The organism is Pseudomonas sp. FP2254, from assembly GCF_030687695.1.
Taxonomy (GTDB): Bacteria; Pseudomonadota; Gammaproteobacteria; order Pseudomonadales; family Pseudomonadaceae; genus Aquipseudomonas; species Aquipseudomonas quebecensis.
On the sequence record NZ_CP117444.1, the window covers coordinates 1,130,666 to 1,152,951 of the forward strand.

The window sequence follows — 22,286 nt, forward strand, 5'->3', positions numbered from 1 at the left end:
ACGGGTTCTCACAGCATGAAGTCGATGGCGGGCGGTTGGGTAAAACAGTGGCTGGGGGCTTCGGTACTGGCGGTGTCAGGCGTGGCCTTGCTGCCGTTGAGCGTGGCGCGGGCGCAGGAGCAGCAAAGCACGGCCTTTAACTTTGCTCTGGCGGCCAAACCGCTGCCCCAGGCCCTCAGCGATTTCAGCCGGGTCACCGGGATCAGCGTGATCTACACCGATGAAGCGCCCTACGGGCTCAGTGCGCCGGCGGTGCGCGGGCAGATGAGCGCGACCCAGGCCCTGCAACGGCTGTTGAGCAACACCGGCATGACCTTCCGCCAGATCGACGCCCGCACTCTGGCCCTCGAACCGGTGCCCACCGACGGCGCGCTCAACCTGGGCGCCACCACCATCAGCGGCATCGGCCAGGTCGAAGACAGCAGCAGCTACCAGCCGCCACCCACCAGCTCGGTGATGCGTTCCCACGGCCTGCTGCTGGAAACCCCGCAAACCGTCAACGTGGTGCCGGCCCAGGTGCTGCGTGACCAGACCCCGCGCAACCTGGACGACGCCCTGGCCAATGTCAGCGGCATCACCCAGGCCAACACCCTGGCCAGCACCCAGGACGCGGTGATGCTGCGCGGCTTCGGCGACAACCGTAACGGTTCGATCATGCGCGACGGCATGCCGGTGGTGCAGGGCCGTGCGCTGAACGCCACGGCCGAGCGGGTTGAAGTGCTCAAAGGCCCGTCGTCGCTGCTGTACGGCATCCAGGATCCGGGCGGCGTGGTGAATATCGTGAGCAAAAAGCCGGAATTGACGCCGTTCACCGCGCTGACGGTGCGCGGCTCTACCTTCGGCGACGGCAAGAACGGCAGTGGCGGCAACCTCGACACCACCGGGCCCCTGGGGGATTCGGGCCTGGCGTATCGGCTGATCGTCGACCATGAAGACGAAGACTACTGGCGCAACTTCGGCACCCATCGCGAATCGCTGGTGGCGCCGTCCCTGGCCTGGTACGGCGACTCCACTCAACTGCTGTTCGCTTATGAGCACCGTGAATTTCTCTCGCCGTTCGACCGGGGCACGGCCATCGATCCCAAGACCAACCATCCGTTGGATATTCCGGCGACCCGCCGCCTGGATGAGCCGTTCAACAACATGGAAGGCCGCTCCGACCTGTACCGCTTCGAAGCCGACCACGATCTGAACGACGATTGGAAAGCCCACTTCGGCTACAGCTGGAACCGCGAAACCTACGACGCCAGCCAGGTACGCGTCAGTGCCGTGAACGCCAATGGCAGCCTGACGCGCAGAATGGACGGCACCCAGGGCGCACTCACCACCGACCGTTTCAGCACTGCCAGCCTGGAAGGCAAGGTCAACGTACTGGGCATGCAACATGACTTGGTGTTCGGCCTGGATGACGAATACCGCAAGATCTACCGCGCCGACCTGATTCGCCAGGCCTCGCGCGGCCCGTTCAACTACAACAATCCGGTGTACGGCAACGAAGTGGCAGGCACCAGCGTCAGTGCCGCCGACAGTGCCCAGACCGACCTGCTGCGCAGCGATTCGCTGTTTTTCCAGGATGCGATTCACCTGACCGACCAGTGGATTTTCGTAGCCGGCGCGCGCTACCAGATGTATGACCAGTACGCCGGCAAGGGCGTGCCGTTCAAAGCCAATACCGACGGCAAGGGCCAGGCCTGGGTGCCGCGTGCCGGGCTGGTGTACCGCTATACCGATGAACTGTCGTTCTATGGCAGTTACACCGAGTCGTTCAAACCCAACTCCACCATCGCCGCCCTGGCCGATGGCAGCACCTTGACCGGCGATCTGACGCCTGAGCAGGCCAAGTCCTGGGAACTGGGAGCCAAGCTCGACATTCCCGGGCGCATCACCGCCAGCGCGGCGTTGTTCACCATCGACAAGCGCAATGTGCTGGTCTCGGTGGGTTCCGGCGCGAACACGATCTACAGCATCGCCGGCCAGGTGCGTTCCCGTGGCCTTGAACTGGACGCCACCGGCCAGTTGAGCGACCAATGGAGCGTGATCGGCAGCTACGCCTACACCGACGCCGAAGACATCAAGGACAACGACCCGACCCTGGAAGGCAACCGCCTGCAGAACGTCGCCAAACACACCGGCTCGCTGGCGCTGGCCTATGACTTTGGCAGCCTGTTTGGCGGCGATCGACTGCGCATGGGCGCGGGTGCGCGCTACGTGGGCGAGCGCGCGGGCGATGCCGCCAATGACTTCACCTTGCCGGGCTACACCGTGGCCGATGCCTTTGCCACCTACGACACGAAACTCGACGGGCAGAAGGTCAAATTCCAGCTCAACGTGAAAAACCTGTTCGACCGCACGTACTACACCTCGGCGGCCAGCCGGTTCTTCGTGTCCATGGGCGATGCGCGGCAGGTGTCGGTGTCCAGCACACTGGAGTTCTAAGGCTGGTGGTAGGCCCGCTCGCCACCGGCATGCGGAGCTGTTAGCGTTGCCGCCACTGAAGATTTTGCGGAATTTCACACTGATGCATGTTGGACGATGGCTACCCCTGCTGTGCCTGAGCGTTTTCATAGGCGGTTGTGCGAGTGTCTCGCCAACCTCCACCCCGGCCATCCTCGACCACCTGCTGGCCGATCCGGCCTTCAACGGCGCAACGGTCTCGTTGATGGTGCGCGACGCCCGCAGCGGCACCACCCTCTACCAGCACAACGCGCGCACGCGTCTGGTGCCGGCCTCCAACCTCAAGTTGCTGACCACGGCGGCGGCGATGGATGTACTGGGGCCGCACTACCGGTTTTCCACGCAGGTGCTGAGCACGGGCGGCCGCCAGGGCGAGCGGCTGGCGGGCAATATGTATCTGCGCGGCCTGGGCGACCCCACCGTGCAGTTCGCCGATTACCAGGCACTCGCGGCGCAACTGGCCAGTCAGGGCGTGCGCGAGGTGCAGGGCGATCTGGTGTTCGACGATACCTGGTTCGACGCCGAGCGCCTGGGCGTCGACTGGGCCCAGGATGACGAAAGCACTTACTACGGCGCGCAGATTTCCGCGCTGACAGTGTCGCCCGACTCGGATTTCGATGCGGGCACTCTGATCGTCACGGCCAAGGCACCTGTGGCAGTCGGCCAGCCGGTGAACGTCTCCGTGAGCCCGGCCACCGATTACGTGCAACTGAGCAATCGCGCCGTCAGCGGCCCCGGCAACGATTACGGCATCACCCGTCAGCACGGCACCAACCTGCTGCAACTTCGCGGTGCGCTGGCGCCCGGCAAGCAGAGCCGGCAATGGGTGAGTGTGTGGGAACCGACCCAGTTGGTGGCGAACCTGTTTGAACAGGCGCTGGCTCAGCAGGGCATCAAGGTGCAGGGCCGGCGCGTGATCGGTGGCGCTACGCCCGCGACGGCGACGACGCTGGCCGAACATCAGTCGGCGCCGTTGCAGGACTTGATCACGCCGTTGCTTAAACTCTCGAACAACAACATGTCCGAAGCCCTGCTCAAGGCCATGGGCCGCAAGACCGCGGATGCCGGCACTGCGGCGGCGGGCGTGGCGGCGGTGGCGGGCTTTATGACACGTCAGGGCCTGGACCCGTCCGCCCTGAGCCAGGTGGACGGTTCGGGCCTGTCGCGGCGCAATCTGGTGTCATCTCAGACTTTCACCGACCTGCTGCTGGCCAGCGCCCGGCAACCCTGGTTCGACGCCTGGTACACCGCCCTGCCGATTGCCGGCGACCCGGACCGCATGGTCGGTGGCAGCCTGCGCTATCGCCTGCGCGGGACGGCGGCGCAGAACAACCTGCATGCCAAGACCGGTTCCATGGCCGGTGTGTCGTCGTTAGGTGGCTATATCACCGACGCCAACGGCCGGCGCCTGGTGTTTTCGATGGTCAGCAACAACTACCTCAGCGACGCCGCGCCGGTGCGCGCCGTGGAGAACCGCGTGGCCCGGGCCCTGGCTCAGTGGCAGGACTGAATCAGGGCTGATAGCCCATGCGCCAGCTCACCGCCCGGGTCGCCGCCAGCAATTGCCGGGCCGCCGGGCCGTCTTCGTCGGCGTGGAACAGCGAGGTGGGGCCGACCACGGTCATTACCGCCGCCACCTGGCCGACGGCGTTGAACACCGGCGCCGACAAAGCGTCCACCCCCGGCATCAGCAAGCCATGCACAAAATGCAGGCCACGCTGGCGGATCTGTTGGCACGTGATGGCGTAGGCCTGGTCGTCCGCCAGGGCGTGGGCGATGCCTGCCTCAATCTCCTGCTGGCGCAGCTCCACGGTTTCCCGCGAGGGCAGAAACGCGCTGAACACCAGGCCGGTGGATGAACTGAGCAGCGGCAGCACCGAGCCCAGTTGCGTCACCACCGTCACCGCGCGCACCGCCGGCTCGATCTGCACCACCGTCGCGCCCTGGTTGCCCCATACCGCCAGAAAGCAGGTTTCATTCAGTTGGTCGCGCAGTTCCGCCAGGGGCAGGGCACCGACTTTCAGTACGTCCATGCTGCCCAGTGCGGCCAGCCCCACGCGCAAGGCTTCGCGGCCCAGGCCGTAATGGTTGGTGGCGGTGTTTTGTTCGGCGAACCCCGAGGCGATCAACGCTTGCAGGTAGCGATGCACCTTGCTCGCCGGCATCTGCACATGTTCGGCCAGGCGCGACAGCGAAGTGGCCGGCGACAGCTCAGCCAGGGCCTTGAGAATATCGGTGCCCACTTCGGCCGAGCGGACTTTCTGTTTACCGGTGTCGCGGGGCTTTTCCATGGAGAGGCGGGGTTCCGAAAGATGAATGGGCGTCTTTATAGCTTGACGCTCGATAGCGATCAAATTACGTTATGCGTAACTGGATTACGATAAAAACAACTTCCGCACAGAGGACGATCCATGACCCTCGAATACCTGTCGGGCTTCGGCAATGAATTTGCCAGCGAAGCCCTGCCCGGCGCCTTGCCGGTCGGCCAGAACTCCCCGCAAAAAGCACCCTACGGCCTGTACACCGAGCTGTTCTCCGGCACCGCGTTCACCATGGCCCGCAGCGAAGCCCGGCGAACCTGGTTGTACCGCATCCAGCCGTCGGCCAATCACCCGGCGTTCGCCAAACTGGAGCGGCAGTTGGCCGGCGGTCCGCTGGGCGCGGTGACACCCAATCGGCTGCGCTGGAACCCGCTGGATATGCCCAGCGAGCCGACCGATTTTATCGACGGGCTCGTCGCCATGGTCGCCACCTCGGCGTCGGAAAAACCTTCAGGCATCAGCATTCATCACTACCGCGCCAACCGCTCCATGGAGCGGGTGTTCTTCAACGCCGACGGCGAATGGTTGATCGTCCCCGAGCACGGCCGCCTGCGCCTCGTCACTGAACTGGGCGTGCTTGAGGTCGAGCCGCTGGAAATCGTCGTGCTGCCGCGCGGCCTTAAATTCCGGGTCGAACTGCTGGATGCCCAGGTGCGCGGCTATATCGCCGAAAACCACGGCGCGCCGCTGCGCCTGCCGGACCTGGGGCCCATCGGCAGCAACGGCCTGGCCAACCCGCGGGACTTCCTCAGCCCCGTCGCCCATTACGAAGACCTGCGGCAACCGACCACCCTGGTGCAGAAGTTCCTCGGCGAACTGTGGGCCTGCGAACTCGATCATTCACCGCTGAACGTGGTGGCCTGGCACGGCAACAACGTGCCCTACAAATACGACCTGCGCCGCTTCAACACCATCGGCACCGTCAGTTTCGATCACCCGGACCCGTCGATCTTCACCGTGTTGACCTCGCCCACCAGCGTGCACGGCCTGGCCAACCTCGACTTCGTGATCTTCCCGCCGCGCTGGATGGTGGCCGAGAACACCTTCCGTCCGCCGTGGTTTCATCGCAACCTGATGAACGAATACATGGGCTTGATCCAGGGCGCCTACGACGCCAAGGCCGAGGGCTTTCTGCCCGGCGGTGCGTCATTGCACAGCTGCATGAGCGCCCACGGCCCGGATGGCGAGACCTGCACCAAGGCCATCAACGTGGAACTGGCGCCGCACAAGATCGATAACACCATGGCCTTCATGTTCGAGACCAGCCAAGTGCTGCGTCCCACCCGGTTCGCCCTGGACTGCCCGCAACTGCAACCTGCCTACGACGCGTGCTGGGCCTCGCTGCCCGTCACCTTCAACCCGAATCGGAGATAACCCATGACTCAGCCCACCCTTGCCCGCAGTTGGGTAGCGTCCGCCAACGGTCACGCGGACTTCCCGCTGCAGAACCTGCCGCTGGGCATCTTCAGCCTCAACCACGCGGCCCCGCGCAGCGGCGTGGCGATTGGGGATTGCATCCTCGATCTGCACGCGGCATTGGACGCGTTCGACGGCGAGGCCCGCCGTGCGGTGCAAGCGACTGCCGGCGGCCAGTTGAACGGGTTGTTCGCCCTGGGGCGTGGCCCCCGCGTAGCATTGCGCGAGCGCCTGCTGGAACTGCTGGCCGAGGGCAGCCCACTGCAAGCCCGTGAGGCGCAGGTGCTGCACCGCGCTGCTGATTGCCAGCTGCACTTGCCGGCGAAAATCGGTGACTACACCGACTTCTACGTTGGCATCGAGCACGCACAGAACGTCGGCAAACTGTTCCGTCCCGACAACCCGTTGCTGCCCAATTACAAGTACGTACCGATCGGCTATCACGGCCGCGCCTCCACCGTTCGCCCCTCGGGCGTCGAGGTGCGTCGCCCCAAAGGCCAGACCCTGCCTGCCGGCCAGACCGAGCCCACCTTCGGCCCCTGTGCGCGGTTGGACTACGAGTTGGAACTGGGCATCTGGATCGGCCAGGGCAACACCATGGGTGAAGCGATCGCCATCGGTGACGCGGCCGAGCATATCGCCGGTTTCTGTTTGCTCAACGACTGGTCGGCGCGGGATATCCAGGCGTGGGAATACCAGCCGCTGGGGCCGTTCCTGTCGAAAAGTTTTATCACCACCGTCTCGCCGTGGGTGGTCACGGCCGAAGCGCTGGCGCCGTTCCGCAAGGCTCAACCGCCACGTCCCGCAGGCGATCCGCAACCGCTGCCGTACTTGCTGGATCAACGCGACCAGGCCGGCGGTGCTCTGGATATCGAACTGGAAGTGCTGCTCAGCACAGCCGCCATGCGCGAGCAAAACCTGCCGGCCCATCGCCTGGCCCTGAGCAACAGCCTGCATATGTACTGGACCGTCGCGCAGTTGGTGGCCCACCACAGCGTCAACGGTTGCCAGCTGCAGCCCGGCGATCTGTTCGGTTCCGGCACCTTGTCCGGGCCCGAAGCGGGCCAGCTCGGCAGCCTGCTGGAGATCACCGAAGGCGGTAAGAAAGTGATCGAATTGGCGTCCGGCGAAGTGCGTAAATTCCTGGAAGATGGCGATGAAATCATCCTGCGCGCGCGCTGCACGCGAGATGGCTACGCCTCCATCGGTTTCGGCGAATGCCGTGGCACCGTGGTTGCGGCGCGCTGAGGGGGCAGGGGATGGAACTCTATACGTACTACCGCTCCACTTCGTCGTACCGGGTGCGTATCGCCCTGGCCCTCAAAGGCCTGGCGTTCACAGCGGTGCCGGTCAACCTGCTGGTGCCGGCAGGGGGCGCCAACCGTCAGCCGGAGTACCTGGCGATTAACCCACAGGGTCGCGTGCCGGCCCTGCGCACTGACGACGGCGATCTGTTGATCCAGTCGCCGGCGATCATCGAATACCTCGAGGAACGTTATCCACGCGTGCCGCTGCTGAGCAAAGACCTGGCGACCCGTGCCCACGAGCGCGCCGTGGCGTCGATCATCGGCTGTGATATCCACCCGCTGCACAACTCCAGTACCCAGAACCTCCTGCGTCAAAGGGGGCATGACGAAGGGCAGGTACTGACGTGGATCGAGCACTGGATCAGCCAGGGGCTGGGCGCGGTGGAGCAGTTGATCGGTGCTGAAGGGTTCTGTTTTGGCGAGCAGCCGGGCATGGCCGATGTGTTTCTGATCCCGCAGTTGTACGCGGCCGAGCGGTTCAAGGTGTCGCTGGCCGATTATCCGCGTATCGGCAGGGTTGCGGCGTTGGCGAAGGAGCATCCGGCGTTTATCCAGGCCCATCCCGCCAACCAACCGGATACCCCTGACGCTTCGTAAATCCGTTGTGTGACACCCATAAAAATAAACAGGTACCTTGCGATGCACTCTCAGATTGCCAGCTTTCGCGCGGCACTCGACGCCCGTCCGGTGTCGCGCTACCAGTGGCTGATCCTCCTGTTGCTGGCGTTACTGCTGGTGACCGACGGCTACGATGCCCAGGTGCTGGGCTACGTGGTGCCGGCGCTGGCCGCGGACTGGGGGCTGGAAAAGCCCGCGTTCGGCCCGGTGTTCAGTGCCAACCTGCTGGGGCTGACCCTCGGTTCACTGTTGGTAACGCCGCTGGCGGATCGCTTCGGTGTACGGCGGGTTCTGCTGGCCTGCGTGCTGATCTACGCCAGCCTCACGGTGTTGATGGTGTTCGCCGACTCGCTGACCACGCTGATGGCCGCGCGGTTCATTTGCGGGATCGGCATGGGCGGCGCGATGCCCAGTGCCATGGCGTTGATGTCAGACTATTCGCCGCCGCGCCTGCGCACCTTGATGGTGACCTTGGCCGCTTGTGGCTTTTCGTTCGGCGGCGCGGCGGGCGGGTTCGTGGCTGCGGGGTTTATCGAGCACTACGGCTGGGAAGCCGTGTTCCTGGCCGGAGGCGTCACGCCGCTGCTGCTGTTTCCATTCCTCGTTTGGCTGCTGCCCGAATCCCTCCCGCGTCTGCTGCGGGATGCGCCGCCCTATCGGCGTTTGCAACGGGTTACGGCACGCCTGTTGCCCGACTGGCAACCGCCGCTGGCAAGTGCGGCTGACGACCCGCAAACACGCGGCAGTCAACTGACGGTGGTGGAGTTGTTTCGGCACGGTTACGCGCGGCCGACCTTGCTGATCTGGGCGACCTTTTTTGTCAGCCTGATCCTGCTGTATTTCATGATCAGCTGGCTGCCGTCGCTGCTGCTGGAAAGTGGCCTGGCGCTTAAGCAAGCCAACCTGGTGACGTCGATGTTCCTGTTTGCCGGCACCATCGGTGCGATCGGCATGGCCTGGTTTGCCGACCGCCTTAAGAACAAAGTGCGCCTGCTTTTTGGCGTGCTGCTGGCTGCGGCGCTGTGCACCGTACTGTTGGGCCTGAACCACGACAATCCGCGTTACCTGGTGGCATGCGTGTTTGCCGCCGGCTTCTGCATCATCGGCGGGCAACTGACCCTCAATGCCTTCGCCAGCAACTTCTACCCGGCCCATGTGCGCGCCACCGGCACGGGCTGGGCGCTGGGGGTGGGGCGCTTCGGTTCGATCCTAGGGCCATTATTAGGGAGTCTGTTGCTCGCGCTGCACATGCCCGTGCAGCAGATTTTCTTCTTCTGCGCGATTCCAGCGGTGATGGCAGCGTTATTGATTATCCAGGTGCGCTCGCCGGCTGCCGGGACGCCGAGGAACCCGTTGCATGGCGATATCCTCAAGACGCCGGTCAATCACTGACGGGCGCGCTTACCACGCAAAACTGGCGTCTTAATCAGAGCCAAAGCGTCCGTCAATGCACCACCGTGTTGGGCGGCAAATGCCCCAACCGCTCGGTCAGGCGTAGGCGTTGGATCGGGTCTTCACTGAGCAGCAGCGCATGTTCCAGGTCGAAGCGTTCGGCGTTGGGGCAGTCCAGGCGTTGATACAGGCTGGCCCGCGCCAGGTAGTCCGCAGCGCTGGCGTTGCCCAGTTCCAGCACGCGCTCGGCGTCGATCAGCGCGGCCAGCGGATCGTCATTGGCCAGGTGCAACTGGCGCAGGTTGCGCGACAAGCGTTGCAGGATCAACCGTGGCTCTGCGGTGAGCAGGTGGTGGGCCTGTAGTTTGAGATGGGGACCATATTGGCGTTGCAGCAGTTCGCGACAGTCGTTGGGGTACAGGCGTCGACCGCCGCAAGGGTCCAGCAGATGGTCGGCGCCGGGCACCCGCAGCAGGAAGTGCCCAGGGAAATTCACGCCGACCATGGGAAGATGCAGGCGACGCGCCAGCTCCATGGCGATCAAGCCTACGGCCAGAGGCTGCCCGCGTTTGCGCAGCAGGACTTTATCCAACAGTGCAGCCGCGGGGCGCAGGGGGGTGAGGTCATCCTGGGCAAACCCCAGGTCGTTCATGCGCCGCAGCAGTGGTTGGCCCAGCTCATCCGCCGGCAGCACGGGCATGCCTGCGCTCACTTGCTGCTGCAGCAACCCCAGTTCCTGCAGAATCTGTAACGGTTGCACGGTTGCGTCATGTTCAGCGGCAATCCATAGCGCGGCCTCGAACAGTGCAGGGGGCGAGCGTTCCAGGCAGGCGAAAAAGGCTTGGCGGGGCTTCATTGCGTTCTCCGGCGGATGCCCCGTTTTAGCCTTGCTGGGAATTTTCGTCCAGTAACTTAAGAAAGATCCTGCGGGCTTATGTCGCAGAACCTACAAAATCGGACGACTTATTCCCGCGCGCTTCGGCAGTTTTCTACCGCGAGCCTATACTTGGCGACACAAGAAGTGATTCGGGAGCTCGACCATGTTTGCTCTCATGCACAGCACCCGCCTTGAATCGCTGCACCTGAGCATCGACCCGGTGACAGGCTTGAAGGCGGTCATAGCCATTCACAACAGCCGCCTGGGGCCTGCCCTGGGCGGCTGTCGTTACCTTGCCTACCCCGACGACGAAAGTGCCGTGGCCGATGCCGCGCGCCTGGCCCAGGGCATGAGCTACAAGGCAGCACTGGCCGGCCTGCCGGTGGGTGGTGGCACGGCAGTGATCCTGCGGCCCGCTCATGTGGAAAACCGTGCGGCGCTGTTCGAAGCGTTCGGGCGCTGCGTGGAACAACTCGACGGTCGCTATATCACCGCCATCGACAGCGGCACCTCGGTGGCCGACATGGATTGCATCGCTCAACAGACCCGCTTCGTCACCAGCACCAGCGCCGCCGGCGACCCTGCGCCCCACGCCGCCATGGGCGTGTTTACCGGCATCCGCGCCACGGCCATGGCGCGCCTGGGCAGCGATAACCTCGAAAGCCTGCGCGTGGCGATCCAGGGCCTGGGCAACGTCGGCTATGCCCTCGCCGAACAACTGCACGCGGCCGGCGCCGAGTTGCTGGTGAGCGACATCGATCACGGCAAGGTGCAACTGGCCATGGAACAATTCGGCGCGCACCCCATTGCCAACGACGCGTTGCTCAGTACGCCCTGCGACATCCTGGCGCCCTGTGGCCTGGGGGCCGTGTTCAATCGCCAGAGCGTTGCCCAACTGCGCTGCGCCGCCGTGGCCGGTTCCGCCAGCGCGCAACTGACCAATCTGCAAGTGGCCGATCAGTTGGAGGGGCGCGGCATTCTTTACGCGCCCGACTATGTGATCAATTCCGGCGGCCTGATCTACGTCGCGCTCAAGCACAGCGGCGCCGAGCTACCCACCATCACTGCACACCTGTCGAACATTGCCACACGCCTGACCGAAATCTACGCCCACGCCCAAGCCGAAAAACGCTCACCCGCGCGGGTGGCCGATGAACTGGCCGAGCGTCTGCTCTACCATGACCGCTTATTAAAAAGGCCCTGAATCAACGATTCAGGGCCTGTTCAATTCGGGCTTTATTCCGCCGGCGCGTTCAGCAACTCGGACAGCGCGTCCGGCTGGCTCTTGAAGGCCTTGGCAAATACATCGCGATTCTTCGCCATGTAGATCCCGGCTTCCTCCACCTGCTGCTCGCTCAGAGACGGCACGGCTTTTTGCAACACTTCTGCCAGCAACTCAGCGAGTTCAAGCATCTTGTCATGACGGTCAGCTTCGGCTTTATCCATGAACAAACGCTCCAGATCTCGGCTGCTGCGGTATACCACTTCGACGGCCATTCACCACCTCACATGCCTTCACGATAGTTGTCTTTTGCGACTACTGTATTTATATACAGCTAAAAGAGTAAGCCAAACCGTGGGGTTTGGGTAGCAGTTTTTTAATGTAGTTGGGAAACGGGGGTTTGCTACACCGGAAATTTCTGACAACTTGCCGGGGTTGCGCTGGATTTGTCCGGTGGCTTACTTTCACCGGGCGCTGCAAATGCAGCTAGCGGGCTTGGCGGCCCAACAAGGAAGCGCAACAACCCCCCTATAAGATTGCAGGCGTTTTTTGCATTTGCATTCTTGTGTCATGGCGGGTTGCGCATGGACCCTTCGGGGTGCCGGGTTGTTCCTTGCCGGTCCGCCAACCTTGTGCAATCCGTCACCCAACCTGCTTGGCGGCAGGCGGTGATGGTTTCTTAACTAAGGAACTAATCTATGAAAAAAATCACTCCCAACCCCTCGCCCACCGATTCGACGCTATTTAGCGTTACGCCTGAAGCTGACACAGAAACCTTACTGGCTAACGCCAGCGAAACCCTGAACAGCGCCCGTGAAATGGCTAATATGCTGGCATTCGACCTTGAAGGTCCGCAGCGAAGTCTGGTATTGGCCATTCACCAATTGGTTGAGATTGGCGGTCTGTTAGTCGACCAAGCGCTAGAGAAAGTCGCACCAGTTTGATGCCAAGCCCTCTGACCGTTCCTGCGTTTATGGGAGCGGTCAAGAAATGGCTTCGAGTTTTCCTGTTGCTCACTTCATCGCTCGGAGCACGACAGTAAAACTCCAGCGACTAGACTCCTTCTTCATCGAATCCAAACGCAAGTAAGGCGATGCTGAGTGGGCTCCCGCAGCGCGGGTGCAACTCCGGCAAATTACTGATTACATCAGCGACTGCAGTCCAGTTGCTGCGCTTGAGGTAAACCAAGCAATAGAAGCCTCCGTGCTGGCTCTTTCTCGTAGGCCCCATCTTTACCGCCCTGGGCGTGTCATCGGTACGCGAGAGATGGTGGTACACCCGAATTATCTGGTCGTTTATAAAGTGACAGACAACATTCGGGTCATCTCGGTTTTACACGACCGCCAGCGATATCCTTGAAAAATCCGCTTCTCGGATGGGCAAAGTATCCACTCTGCTCATCCTCCCACGTGTCTCATGTCACCCCGCCATCATCTTATACCCGCCTCTGGCCTTTTTTCTGCATGCAGAACAACCGTCACGTCCAACCCGCATTATCCGGTCGAGTCGACCTAAGGAAGCATCATCGTGAAAATCAACTGGGCCGAAAAGCTGCGCCACCAGGTCCATGGCCTGGCGGAGTCGCTGGGTAATCTGTTTGTCGAGTCGTTTCACTATCTGGCGCTGTTCGCCATTGGTGCGGTAACCGCCTGGGCAGCGGTGATGGAGTTTCTGGGTATGCTGGAGAACGGGCATATCAAGATCGATGACATCCTGCTGTTGTTCATCTATCTGGAATTGGGCGCGATGGTCGGGATTTACTTCAAGACCAACCACATGCCCGTGCGCTTCCTGATCTATGTGGCGATCACCGCGCTCACGCGTCTGTTGATCTCGAACGTGTCCCACCACAATCCGCCGGATCTGGGCATCATTTACCTGTGCGGCGGGATTCTGCTGTTGGCGTTCGCGATTCTGGTGGTGCGCTATGCGTCGTCGGCGTTCCCCTCGGTGAAGGTCGAAGGCCCGCGCCGCAAGGGCGAGGCGAGCCTGGAGACCGAGAAGGGCGAGCTCTAGAGCCCGACGCTGAGCGGGAGGTCGCGGGCCGGCGGTGGCTGCATCAGTTTGTGGCTGTCGCCGTCGGTCATCACCGCCAGGATTTCCATGGCGCTGTGGCCCTGCTCGATGGCGATGCCGAACTGGATGCTCTGCACCAGGCGTTTGAGCCGTTCGGGGTCGTTGCGTTGCTCGGCGCTGATCATGCGCTTGGCCACCACGCCCGTCTCATCCGAGAGGGTGAGCATGATGCTGCCGTCGAGCCGTTGGATGCTCAAGTTGACGCGGTACTTTGGGCTGAAGGTATCGGTGATGATCTGAAAAGGATTGTCCATGGTGCGTTACCGCCTGATAAGAACATGCAGTCATTGACGACCGGTGTCAGGATTAGTTCGCATCGCCTGACCACCGGCCACTTCGTCGCTGAGGGGCACAAATTCCGTTTGCCTCGTGAGCTGTACAGCAAGGGCCGTGCCGTATAACGACCGTCCTGAAGTGGGAGGGGCTTGCCCCCGATAACGCTCTTTCAGCTGAGTATTTATTGGCTGACACGCCGATAACGGGGGCAAGCCCCTTTCCACCATTGTTTCTGGCCCGTGATCCATTTCAGGGCACTGTCAGCAAAACGATCCCACACAGCGCAATCAGCACTCCACCCAGCTCACCGCCAGGCCGCCCCGTGAGGTCTCTTTGTATTTGTCATGCATGTCGGCGCCGGTGTCGCGCATTGTGCGGATCACCCGGTCGAGGGAAATGAAGTGTTTGCCGTCGCCGCGCAAGGCCATTTGAGTGGCATTGATCGCCTTGACCGCGGCGATGGCGTTGCGCTCGATGCACGGCACTTGCACCAGGCCGCCGACGGGGTCGCAGGTCAGGCCCAGGTTATGTTCCAGGCCGATTTCGGCGGCGTTTTCCAATTGCTCGGGCGTGGCGCCGAGGATGTCCGCCAAGCCGGCGGCGGCCATGGCGCATGCCGAGCCGACTTCGCCCTGGCAACCGACCTCGGCGCCGGAGATGGAGGCGTTTTTCTTGCACAAAATGCCGACGGCCGCCGCCGCCAGGAAGAAATTGACTACGTCATCGTCGGACGCGTCGGCGTTGAACTTCATGTAGTAATGCAGCACCGCCGGGATAATCCCGGCCGCGCCATTGGTCGGCGCGGTCACCATGCGCCCCCCGGCAGCGTTTTCTTCGTTAACGGCCAGGGCGAACAGGTTGACCCATTCCATTGCCGACAAGGTGGACGTGATCACATTTGGTTTGCCGATTTCCAACAGACTACGGTGCAATTTCGCTGCGCGGCGCGGAACGTCGAGGCCGCCAGGCAGGATGCCTTCATCGCGCAGGCCTTGTTCCACGCACTCGCGCATCACGGACCAGATATGCAGCAAGCCGCTGCGGATCTCTTCGTCACTGCGCCACGCCCGTTCGTTGGCCATCATCAGCTCCGACACCCGCAGGCCGTGCTGTTTGCACAGGGCCAGTAGTTCGGCGGCGCTGGAAAAGTCATAAGGCAATGCCACATCGCTGACCGGCGCGATGCCCGACGCCGCCTCGGCAGCCTCGATGATGAAACCTCCGCCCACCGAGTAATACGTTTCTTCACACAACAGACCATGGTCGCCATAGGCGTGCAGGGACATGGCGTTGGGGTGGTAGGGCAGGCTCTCTTCGAGCAGCAGCAGGTCGGTGTGCCAGTTGAAGGCAATTTCCTCGGTGCCTGCCAGCAGTAAGCGGCTACTGTCGCGCAGTTGCTGAATACGCGGATTGATCGAGGTAGGGTCGACCTGATCGGGCCACTCGCCCATCAACCCCATCACGCAGGCGCGGTCAGTGGCGTGGCCGACGCCGGTGGCGGACAGCGAGCCGTACAGGCGTACTTCGACCCGGCGCGTTTGGCTGAGCAAATGTTGCTCGGTGAGCGCCTGGGCGAAGGTCGCCGCCGCGCGCATGGGCCCGACAGTGTGGGAGCTGGATGGGCCGATACCGACTTTGAATAGATCGAAAACACTGATAGCCATGCTAAAGCCTTACAAGCAATGGAGTAGGAATCGCTGCCATTTTTTGTAGGACGAGCGCAATTGGCGCGATACTGAGCGCCTGTAACACCACTGACCAACGAATTCTCCTAAGACACTCTTTAGCAGGACTAAACCATATGGCTCGGCCACTCCATGGTCAGACTTACGTCTGGCTGCATGTTTTCTCCTGTGCGGCGCGGCATTTGTCGTTCACCCGCTGCGCCGAAGAACTGCACATCACGCCGGGGGCGGTGAGTCAGCAGATTCGCCAGTTAGAGGAGCGTCTGGGTTTTCGCCTGTTCCACCGACGCGCGCGCGGCGTCGAACTCAGCGCCGAGGGGCAGCGGCTGGCGGCGACGGTGAGCGAGGCCTACGGCAGCATTGACGCCGAGTTGCAGCGGCTGGACGCGGGCATGATCAGCGGCACCTTGCGGCTGCGGTCGATCCCGTCGTTTCTCGGCAAGTGGTTGACCCCGCGCTTGCCACGTCTGCAGCAACGCTTTCCGGATATCCAACTGCGCTTGGTCGCCGAAGATAGCAGCGTCGCCCTGCACGAAGGCGACTTCGACCTGGCCATCGACCTCAACGACGGCAGCTACCCCGGACTTTTATCCACAGCCTTGCTCGACGAACAGATCTTCCCTGTGTGCGCGCCGAGCCTGCTGCGCGGACGGCCACCGCTGCACGGCCCCGCCGACCTGGCGCATTTCCCGCTGTTGCACGACATCACCGCCTGGCGTGGGAGTTATGAGTACGCCGAGTGGGAGTTCTACTTGAATGCCATCGGCTATCACGACGCCGATGTGCGACGCGGCCACACCTTCAACCGTAACCATCTGACCATCGAGGCGGCCATCGCCGGCATGGGCGTGGCCATTGCACGACGTACCCTGCTCAATGATGAGCTGGAGCGCGGCACCTTGATCGTACCGTTCGGCCTTGCCGTGCCGAACCACAAACGCTACGTATTGCTGTATGCCCCAGGCGCGTTGAGCCACCCAGGCGTGCGTGCGGTGCATGACTGGCTGGTGGAGGAAGCGGCGGTTTTTCGCAGTGTGCACCCGTTGGGAGAGGGGCAATTATGACGATCGAGAGGACGTAAGAAGATGTAACTAACTCCCCACCCTAACAGCGTTTTTGCTCGTCGTCAGGGTTAATTTGTAATGTAGGATTTATCTTTGCAAAGGGGTTGAATTGTTTCCGCAGGTGCTCAATTGTGTAATCAAGAGGTCATGGTTTCACCACAACGGTGTTGCAGTTTGTGACCTCTCGCGAGCTAGCTGAAATAAGGGAAGAACTATGCAAATCCAAGTCAATAGCGATAACCATATTGAAAGCAGCATCCGACTGGAGGAGTGGGTACGTACTACCATTGAGAGCACGCTCGAACGTTATGAAGAAGACCTGACCCGTGTCGAGGTCTACCTGCGGGATGAGAACGGCGACAAGCCTGGCCCCCATGATCTGAGTTGCCGCCTCGAAGCGCGGCCAAAAGGCCATCAACCGCTGTCGGTCCTGCACAAGGCCGATACCCTGGAACAGGCCATCGACGGTGCGGCGACCAAGCTGGACCACGCGCTGGAACACCTCTTCGGCAAATTGCAAGGCAAGCCCCGCGCTGCCGGCAAAGGCCAGCCGACCACCAAAGTCAACGAAGATGAGCTTGAACAGGAGTTCCTGGAAAAAGAACGCGCCGTTTTCAACGGCTGATCACTGACCGTTCTGTCATCCCCTCTGGAAACGGGCCTGCACATGCAGGCCCGTTTTTCGTTACTGGGTTCGTCGGAAAAAATACCTGCTCAATAGCCCCAGTCCAGCCGCGCCCAGCCCGGCAAATACCATCGCCCAGCCTGCTCCGTGGCGCAGCGCCGCCTGCGCATCGGCCGAGCTCAGCCCCACCGCGGTAAGCTTGCCCGACGCCAGGTGCTGGCTGATGGCCCGCCATTCCTGCGCCGAACTGGTGGGTAATACGCCGGCCAGGTAATGACCAATGCCGAGCAACACCACCAGGCCCATCAGCGCAATGGCGAGCGCCAACGTAATCAGGCGCGCGCTCAGATCGATGCCCGAGGCCATTCCCGCGCGATCGGCCGACACCGAACCGGTGGTGGTATTGGTGGTCGGCGAGTTGATCAGTGCCAGACCCACCCCGGCGATCACACAGCTGGCCAGCACCCACCCGACAGCAGCGTGCTCGACTCGGTTGACGGCCGCCATCGCCAGAAAACCCACCCCCATCAAACCCAGGCCCAATGGAATGATGCGCTCGGCGCCATGGCGCAATGCCAGCCTCTCGGCCAAGGGCGGCACCAGTAAGGTCGGCAGGGTGTAGGCGAGCAGGGCCAGGCCGGTGGTCAGGGTGTCGTAGCCCAGGCCGGACTGGAAATACAGCGGCAGGTAGATCATGAACGGCCAGAAACTGACGTTCATGCCGATCGACCCCATCAACGCGCCGTTGAAGCGGCGGATGCGGAATACCGAAAAATCGAACATCGGGTGCGCACTGCGCCGTTCGATCAGCACAAACAACAGCAAGGCGAGCACCGACACGCCTGCCCAGCCCAGCATCATCGGCGTAGCGAAACCGTTTTCGCTGCCCTGGGTGATGAAATACACCAGGGCAAACACCGCCAACGTCAGGGTCAGCATGCCGCCGATATCCAGGCGATGGGCGGCCGGATCGCGGGATTCCTGCACGCTGACGCGCAGCAGTACCAGGGTGAACAGCGTCAGCGGCACATGCACCAGGAACACCCAACGCCAATCCGCGACCGCGAGGATCAGCGCGCCGACCATCGGCCCGAAGCCCAGGCCGATACCGGCGATCACGCCCCAGATGGCGAACGCCCGTGCCCGCGCCGCCGGTTCGCGGAACAGGTGCGAGAGAATCGCGAATTGACAGATCATCATTGCGCCGGCGCCGATGCCCTGGACGAAGCGCGCCGCGATCAGCGTGGCGGCACTGTCGGCCAGCCCGCAGGCCAGTGAGGCCAGCCCGAATACCCACAGGCACAGCACCAGCACGCGCCGGCGCCCAAAGCGATCAGCCAGGGTGCCCGCCGCCATCAGCACACTGGTGCAGGCCAGGGTGTAGGCGTTCATGATCCATTGGGCGTCTTGGAAACCCGTGCCGAGTGCATGTTCAAGTGTGGGCAGAAGCACGGGCACGCTGGAGATTTCCAGGCCGAACATCAGCGCCACCAGGCACACGGCGGTGAGGGCGACGGCCTGTCGGGGAGCGCGCTCGGGGCTGGCGGTCAAGGTAGCGGCGGCGGGCATGGGATTCTCCTGTAAACGGATGGATTAGCCATTTTCAGGGGAATTTAATTCTTTATCCGTGATAAGTTTTCCGTCAGTTAGGGAATTCAAGGCGACAATCACATTATGGTCACCCCCCGTTTCGATGGCGTTGAATTGTTTTTGCAGATCGTGGAAAGCGGCAACCTGACCGAGGCCGCCGAACGCCTGAACCTCACCCGGTCCGCCGTCGGCAAGGGCCTGGCACGGCTGGAGGCGCGGCTTGGCACCTGTCTGTTGCAGCGCTCCACCCGTCGCCAGCGTCTGACTGAGGATGGCCAGGCGTACTACGAGCATTGTCTGCGCGCGCAAGCCGAACTGGAGGCCGCCGAATCGGTGCTGCACAGCGGTCGGCAGCAACCGCGCGGGCGCCTGCGGGCGAGCGTACCGTTGGCGTTCGGTCATCACTATGCTGCGCCGGCGCTGTGGGGCTTGATGGACCGTTATCCGGGGCTGGAGGTGGAGATTTGCTTCGCCGATCGACTGACGGACCTGGCGCAGGAAGGGTTCGATATTGCCGTACGCATCGGTGTGCTGCCCGACACCGATCGACTCAGCGCCAGGCGCCTGGGCGAACAGGTGGTGGGGCTGGCCGCGTCCCCGACTTACCTCAAACGCCTGGGGCCGATCCTGCAGGTCGAAGACCTCGCCGAGCACCGTGGCATTGCGTACCGCAGCCAACCCTCGCAGCGTGCCGGTATCGCCTCGCCGTTGATCATGGACGACCTCCAGGCCGTGGCCGATGCCGCGATTGCGGGTGTCGGCCTGGCCTGGTTGCCTAGTTGGTTGATTGCGCATTACGTGCTGCGTGGGCAATTGGAGGCGGTGCTGCCGGATTGCCGTGAGCAGCCTGCGCCGATCCATGTGATCTGGCCGACGGCCACGCACATGCCGGCCAAGACGCGCTGTGCCATCGATGCGCTGGTGGCCGGCACGCCGTCGTGCCTGGCGGGCAGTTGATCAGAACGCGATGGACGTCTGCACATACACCGTGCGTGGTTCGCCGACGTATTTGCCCTTGTTGTTGTCATCGAACGAACGGGTGAAGTACTGCTTGTTGAAGATATTTTTCACCCCGACGGCCACGTTCAGGTCCGACAGCTGCGGGCCGAAGTCGTACGCCGCGCGACTGCTGAACAGCATGTAGCCGGGGATGCGTCCGTTGGCGCCGTCGGCGGTTTCGGCGCGGGTGTTGGCATTGTCGGCAAACTGGCTGCTCTGGTAGCTGCTGTCCAGGTTGAGTTTCCAGCGACCTTCGGTGTAACCCACGCCCAGCGTGCCTTTGTGCTTGGAGGAAAAGGGCACGCGGTTGCCTTTGTTCGGGCCGTCTTCGCGAATGGTGGCGTCGACGTAGGCGTAGGACGCATAGACATCGAAGCCGGCCAGCGCCGGGTTCAAGCCGTCCAGCGCGTAGTTGACGCTGGTCTCGATGCCCTGGTGCCGGGTTTCGCCTCGGGCGATCACCGAGTCGTTGGTCTGGTTGCTTTCGTACTGGTTGTCGAAGTTGATCAGGAACGCGCCGATTTCCGCGCGCAGGGTACCGTCGTCATAACGGGTGCCCAGCTCCCAGGTGCGGGCTTTTTCCGGTTTGACTTCGCCGCTGGTCACGCGGTTGGGCATCTGGCTGTACTGCACGCTGCCGAACGAGCCTTCGGTGTTGGCGTAGAGGTTCCAGTCGTCGGTCACGTGATACAGCACATTGAGCGCCGGCAGCGCGGTGTTGTAATCCCCCTTGTACTTGACGTTGCTGAGGTTGTTGGTCTGCTGGGACTCGATCATCTCGTAGCGAATGCCTGGGGTTAAGGTCCATTTGCCGATATCAATCCGGTCATCGATGAAAAACGCATTGGCTTCGGTGCCGCCCCGGGTGTCACGGTCATTGCGGCTATCGGTGCTCGGGATCTGCTGGTTATTGGCGTTGATCGGCGTGCGGTAGCGCAGTTCGTGGCCGGCTTCGTTGATGTAGCGGTAGCCGACGCCGACTTCATGGTTGGTCGGGCCGAGGTCGAAGCCCTGGGCGAAGCGGGTTTCCAGACCGCGTACCCAGTATTCGCGCGGCGACAACGACAGGAACGAGCCCTGGTCCAGGTAGCCGCTGCGCAGGGTCTTGGTGAAGAAGCTGTTGACGGTGAACTCGCGACGGTCCTGCTCGTAGCGGTAGCCGACGTTGAACATCGTGCGGCGGCCCCAGAATTTGTCGTAGGGGCGGGTGGACTGATACGGGTCGGCCTTGTAATCCGCGACGTTCAAGCCGCCCGGCATATCGGCCTGGCCTTCGTAATACTGCGCCATGGCGTTGAAGCTGTTGGCGTCGTCGAGCTGGTACTTGCCCTTGAGAATCAGGTCGTCGATGCGCGTGTCGCTGTGTTCGCGCCAATCGCCGCCACGGGTGCCGGAGTACAGCAGCGCGCCACCCAGGCCATTGTCGGCAGTGCCGCCGGCCAGCAGGTTGCCGGTGGTCTTGAAGCCATCGTGGCTGGAGGATGGGCTGGTTTCAGTCTGCAGGCCGCCTTTGACGGTGGGCGCATCCGGAATCGCACGGGTCACGAAGTTGACCACGCCGCCGACGTTCTGCGGGCCGTAGCGTACGGCACCGCCACCGCGTACTACGTCCACCGCGTCCATGTTGCCCATGCTGATCGGCGCGAAGGACAGCTGCGGCTGGCCATACGGCGCGAACGGCACCGGAATGCCGTCCATCAGCACGGTGGAGCGCGAAGCCAGGCGCGGGTTGAGGCCACGGATGCCGAAGTTGAGCGCCATGTCGTGGCTGCCGGTGCCGTTGTTGTCCGGCGCGTTGACGCCGGGGATGCGGTTGAGTACGTCGCGGGCCTGGGTGGCGCCCTGGCGTTCGAAGTCTTCGCGGCGGATTACGTCACGGGCGCCGGGGTGTTCGAACACATGGGTCTGCGCCGCATCGCCGAGCCAGTCGCCGACCACGCTGGAGGTGCCCAGCTCAATGGTCGCGGGCGCGCTGGCCGGTTGCACGCTGTAGGCGTTGGCGCCTTCGGCGCGTGCTTGCAGGCCGGTGCCTTCCAACAACGTTTGCAGGCCGTCGGCGGCGCTGTAGTTGCCGGACAGGCCGCGACTCTGCAGGCCGGCGGTTACCTCGGAGCCGAACGAAATCAACACACCGGCTTCGCGGCCAAACTGATTCAACGCTGCTTCAAGGGAGGCGGGGGCAATGTGATAAGGCTGGGTCTGGGCCGCCATGACCGACGGCAGCACCGTCAGGCTGAGGCTGGCGCCGAGCAGCAGTTGGCGCAGGGTGCGGGCGAGAAGGGTCGGTTGCTGGGGCATGAAGGGCGGTCCTGAGAAGGAAGGATCAAGGGGGCTTTCCTTCTCTGTCACGCGAGGTACGGAAAA

20 protein-coding genes are annotated in these 22,286 nt (G+C 62.7%); 13 read left to right on the forward strand and 7 right to left on the reverse strand.

The genetic code is table 11. The features are described 5' to 3' along the window. Nucleotides 1-15: 15 nt before the first annotated feature. Together PSH94_RS05020 and dacB are read left to right on the forward strand one after the other, a co-directional pair. A complete protein-coding gene (locus PSH94_RS05020; RefSeq protein WP_305436669.1) occupies nucleotides 16-2,436 on the forward strand; it encodes a TonB-dependent receptor in 2,421 nt (806 codons plus the stop codon). A gap of 82 nt (nucleotides 2,437-2,518) precedes the next feature. Next, complete coding sequence (dacB, locus tag PSH94_RS05025; RefSeq protein ID WP_305436670.1) at nucleotides 2,519-3,964, forward strand: D-alanyl-D-alanine carboxypeptidase/D-alanyl-D-alanine-endopeptidase; 1,446 nt, start codon at nucleotides 2,519-2,521, stop codon at nucleotides 3,962-3,964. Between the two features lies 1 nt (nucleotide 3,965). On the opposite strand, the gene PSH94_RS05030 is transcribed toward dacB, so the two are convergent. Next, complete coding sequence (locus tag PSH94_RS05030) at nucleotides 3,966-4,745, reverse strand: IclR family transcriptional regulator (protein ID WP_181078407.1); 780 nt, start codon at nucleotides 4,743-4,745, stop codon at nucleotides 3,966-3,968. A 120-nt stretch (nucleotides 4,746-4,865) separates the two neighbouring features. Here PSH94_RS05030 and hmgA point away from each other — a divergent pair, with 120 nt between their 5' ends. From hmgA to PSH94_RS05050, 4 genes are read left to right on the forward strand one after another with little or no spacing between them, the layout of a single operon-like run. Then, nucleotides 4,866-6,149 (forward strand): homogentisate 1,2-dioxygenase, encoded by a 1,284-nt coding sequence (gene hmgA / locus PSH94_RS05035; protein ID WP_305436671.1) that lies wholly within the window; start codon nucleotides 4,866-4,868, stop codon nucleotides 6,147-6,149. Nucleotides 6,150-6,152: 3 nt separating this feature from the next. Further along, nucleotides 6,153-7,439: a fumarylacetoacetase gene (fahA, locus tag PSH94_RS05040; RefSeq protein ID WP_285427808.1), complete on the forward strand. Its 1,287-nt coding sequence runs from the start codon at nucleotides 6,153-6,155 to the stop codon at nucleotides 7,437-7,439. A gap of 11 nt (nucleotides 7,440-7,450) precedes the next feature. Next, entirely contained in the window at nucleotides 7,451-8,095 is a 645-nt protein-coding gene (gene maiA / locus PSH94_RS05045; RefSeq protein WP_305436672.1) for a maleylacetoacetate isomerase, read from the forward strand. A 42-nt stretch (nucleotides 8,096-8,137) separates the two neighbouring features. Then, nucleotides 8,138-9,508, forward strand: coding sequence for an aromatic acid/H+ symport family MFS transporter (locus tag PSH94_RS05050; protein WP_305436674.1), 1,371 nt, complete (start codon nucleotides 8,138-8,140; stop codon nucleotides 9,506-9,508). Nucleotides 9,509-9,560: 52 nt separating this feature from the next. On the opposite strand, the gene PSH94_RS05055 is transcribed toward PSH94_RS05050, so the two are convergent. Then, nucleotides 9,561-10,364 carry a SirB1 family protein gene (locus tag PSH94_RS05055; protein WP_253510612.1) on the reverse strand — a complete coding sequence of 268 codons (804 nt, stop codon included), beginning with the start codon at nucleotides 10,362-10,364 and terminating at the stop codon, nucleotides 9,561-9,563. A 184-nt stretch (nucleotides 10,365-10,548) separates the two neighbouring features. On the opposite strand from PSH94_RS05055, the gene PSH94_RS05060 reads away from it, so the two are divergent. Then, nucleotides 10,549-11,589: a Glu/Leu/Phe/Val dehydrogenase dimerization domain-containing protein gene (locus PSH94_RS05060; RefSeq protein ID WP_305436676.1), complete on the forward strand. Its 1,041-nt coding sequence runs from the start codon at nucleotides 10,549-10,551 to the stop codon at nucleotides 11,587-11,589. Nucleotides 11,590-11,621: 32 nt separating this feature from the next. On the opposite strand, the gene PSH94_RS05065 is transcribed toward PSH94_RS05060, so the two are convergent. Further along, the gene (locus PSH94_RS05065; RefSeq protein ID WP_012722374.1) at nucleotides 11,622-11,882 is read right to left on the reverse strand and encodes a YebG family protein; all 261 of its coding nucleotides are present in this window, start codon (nucleotides 11,880-11,882) and stop codon (nucleotides 11,622-11,624) included. Between the two features lie 423 nt (nucleotides 11,883-12,305). Here PSH94_RS05065 and PSH94_RS05070 point away from each other — a divergent pair, with 423 nt between their 5' ends. The 3 genes from PSH94_RS05070 to PSH94_RS05080 all read left to right on the forward strand — a co-directional run bounded on the left by PSH94_RS05070 (nucleotide 12,306) and on the right by PSH94_RS05080 (nucleotide 13,623). Continuing rightward, a complete protein-coding gene (locus tag PSH94_RS05070) occupies nucleotides 12,306-12,551 on the forward strand; it encodes a DUF6124 family protein (protein ID WP_181078393.1) in 246 nt (81 codons plus the stop codon). Between the two features lie 175 nt (nucleotides 12,552-12,726). After that, a complete protein-coding gene (locus tag PSH94_RS05075) occupies nucleotides 12,727-12,966 on the forward strand; it encodes a type II toxin-antitoxin system RelE/ParE family toxin (protein WP_181078391.1) in 240 nt (79 codons plus the stop codon). 168 nt (nucleotides 12,967-13,134) lie between these two features. Continuing rightward, nucleotides 13,135-13,623, forward strand: a complete 489-nt coding sequence (locus tag PSH94_RS05080) for a phosphate-starvation-inducible protein PsiE (RefSeq protein WP_181078389.1) — start codon at nucleotides 13,135-13,137, stop codon at nucleotides 13,621-13,623. Here PSH94_RS05080 and PSH94_RS05085 read toward each other — a convergent pair. After that, nucleotides 13,620-13,937 (reverse strand): DUF3509 domain-containing protein, encoded by a 318-nt coding sequence (locus tag PSH94_RS05085; protein WP_181078387.1) that lies wholly within the window; start codon nucleotides 13,935-13,937, stop codon nucleotides 13,620-13,622. The genes PSH94_RS05080 and PSH94_RS05085 overlap by 4 nt on opposite strands. A gap of 309 nt (nucleotides 13,938-14,246) precedes the next feature. After that, on the reverse strand, nucleotides 14,247-15,623 hold the full coding sequence (locus PSH94_RS05090; RefSeq protein WP_305436679.1) for an L-serine ammonia-lyase: 1,377 nt from the start codon (nucleotides 15,621-15,623) through the stop codon (nucleotides 14,247-14,249). A 137-nt stretch (nucleotides 15,624-15,760) separates the two neighbouring features. Here PSH94_RS05090 and PSH94_RS05095 point away from each other — a divergent pair, with 137 nt between their 5' ends. Both PSH94_RS05095 and PSH94_RS05100 read left to right on the forward strand, forming a co-directional pair. Next, complete coding sequence (locus PSH94_RS05095; RefSeq protein WP_305436680.1) at nucleotides 15,761-16,708, forward strand: LysR substrate-binding domain-containing protein; 948 nt, start codon at nucleotides 15,761-15,763, stop codon at nucleotides 16,706-16,708. A 214-nt stretch (nucleotides 16,709-16,922) separates the two neighbouring features. Next, nucleotides 16,923-17,333 carry an HPF/RaiA family ribosome-associated protein gene (locus PSH94_RS05100; protein WP_034096034.1) on the forward strand — a complete coding sequence of 137 codons (411 nt, stop codon included), beginning with the start codon at nucleotides 16,923-16,925 and terminating at the stop codon, nucleotides 17,331-17,333. A gap of 60 nt (nucleotides 17,334-17,393) precedes the next feature. Here the strand turns inward: PSH94_RS05100 and PSH94_RS05105 are convergent, their stop codons facing one another. Further along, a complete protein-coding gene (locus PSH94_RS05105) occupies nucleotides 17,394-18,902 on the reverse strand; it encodes an MFS transporter (protein ID WP_305436682.1) in 1,509 nt (502 codons plus the stop codon). Nucleotides 18,903-19,007: 105 nt separating this feature from the next. Between PSH94_RS05105 and PSH94_RS05110 the strand changes: the two genes are divergently transcribed. After that, nucleotides 19,008-19,880 carry a LysR family transcriptional regulator gene (locus PSH94_RS05110; RefSeq protein WP_305436683.1) on the forward strand — a complete coding sequence of 291 codons (873 nt, stop codon included), beginning with the start codon at nucleotides 19,008-19,010 and terminating at the stop codon, nucleotides 19,878-19,880. Here the strand turns inward: PSH94_RS05110 and fecA are convergent, their stop codons facing one another. Further along, nucleotides 19,881-22,220, reverse strand: a complete 2,340-nt coding sequence (gene fecA, locus PSH94_RS05115; protein ID WP_285427803.1) for a TonB-dependent Fe(3+) dicitrate receptor FecA — start codon at nucleotides 22,218-22,220, stop codon at nucleotides 19,881-19,883. It abuts the gene before it with no gap. Between the last annotated feature and the right edge of the window lie 66 nt (nucleotides 22,221-22,286).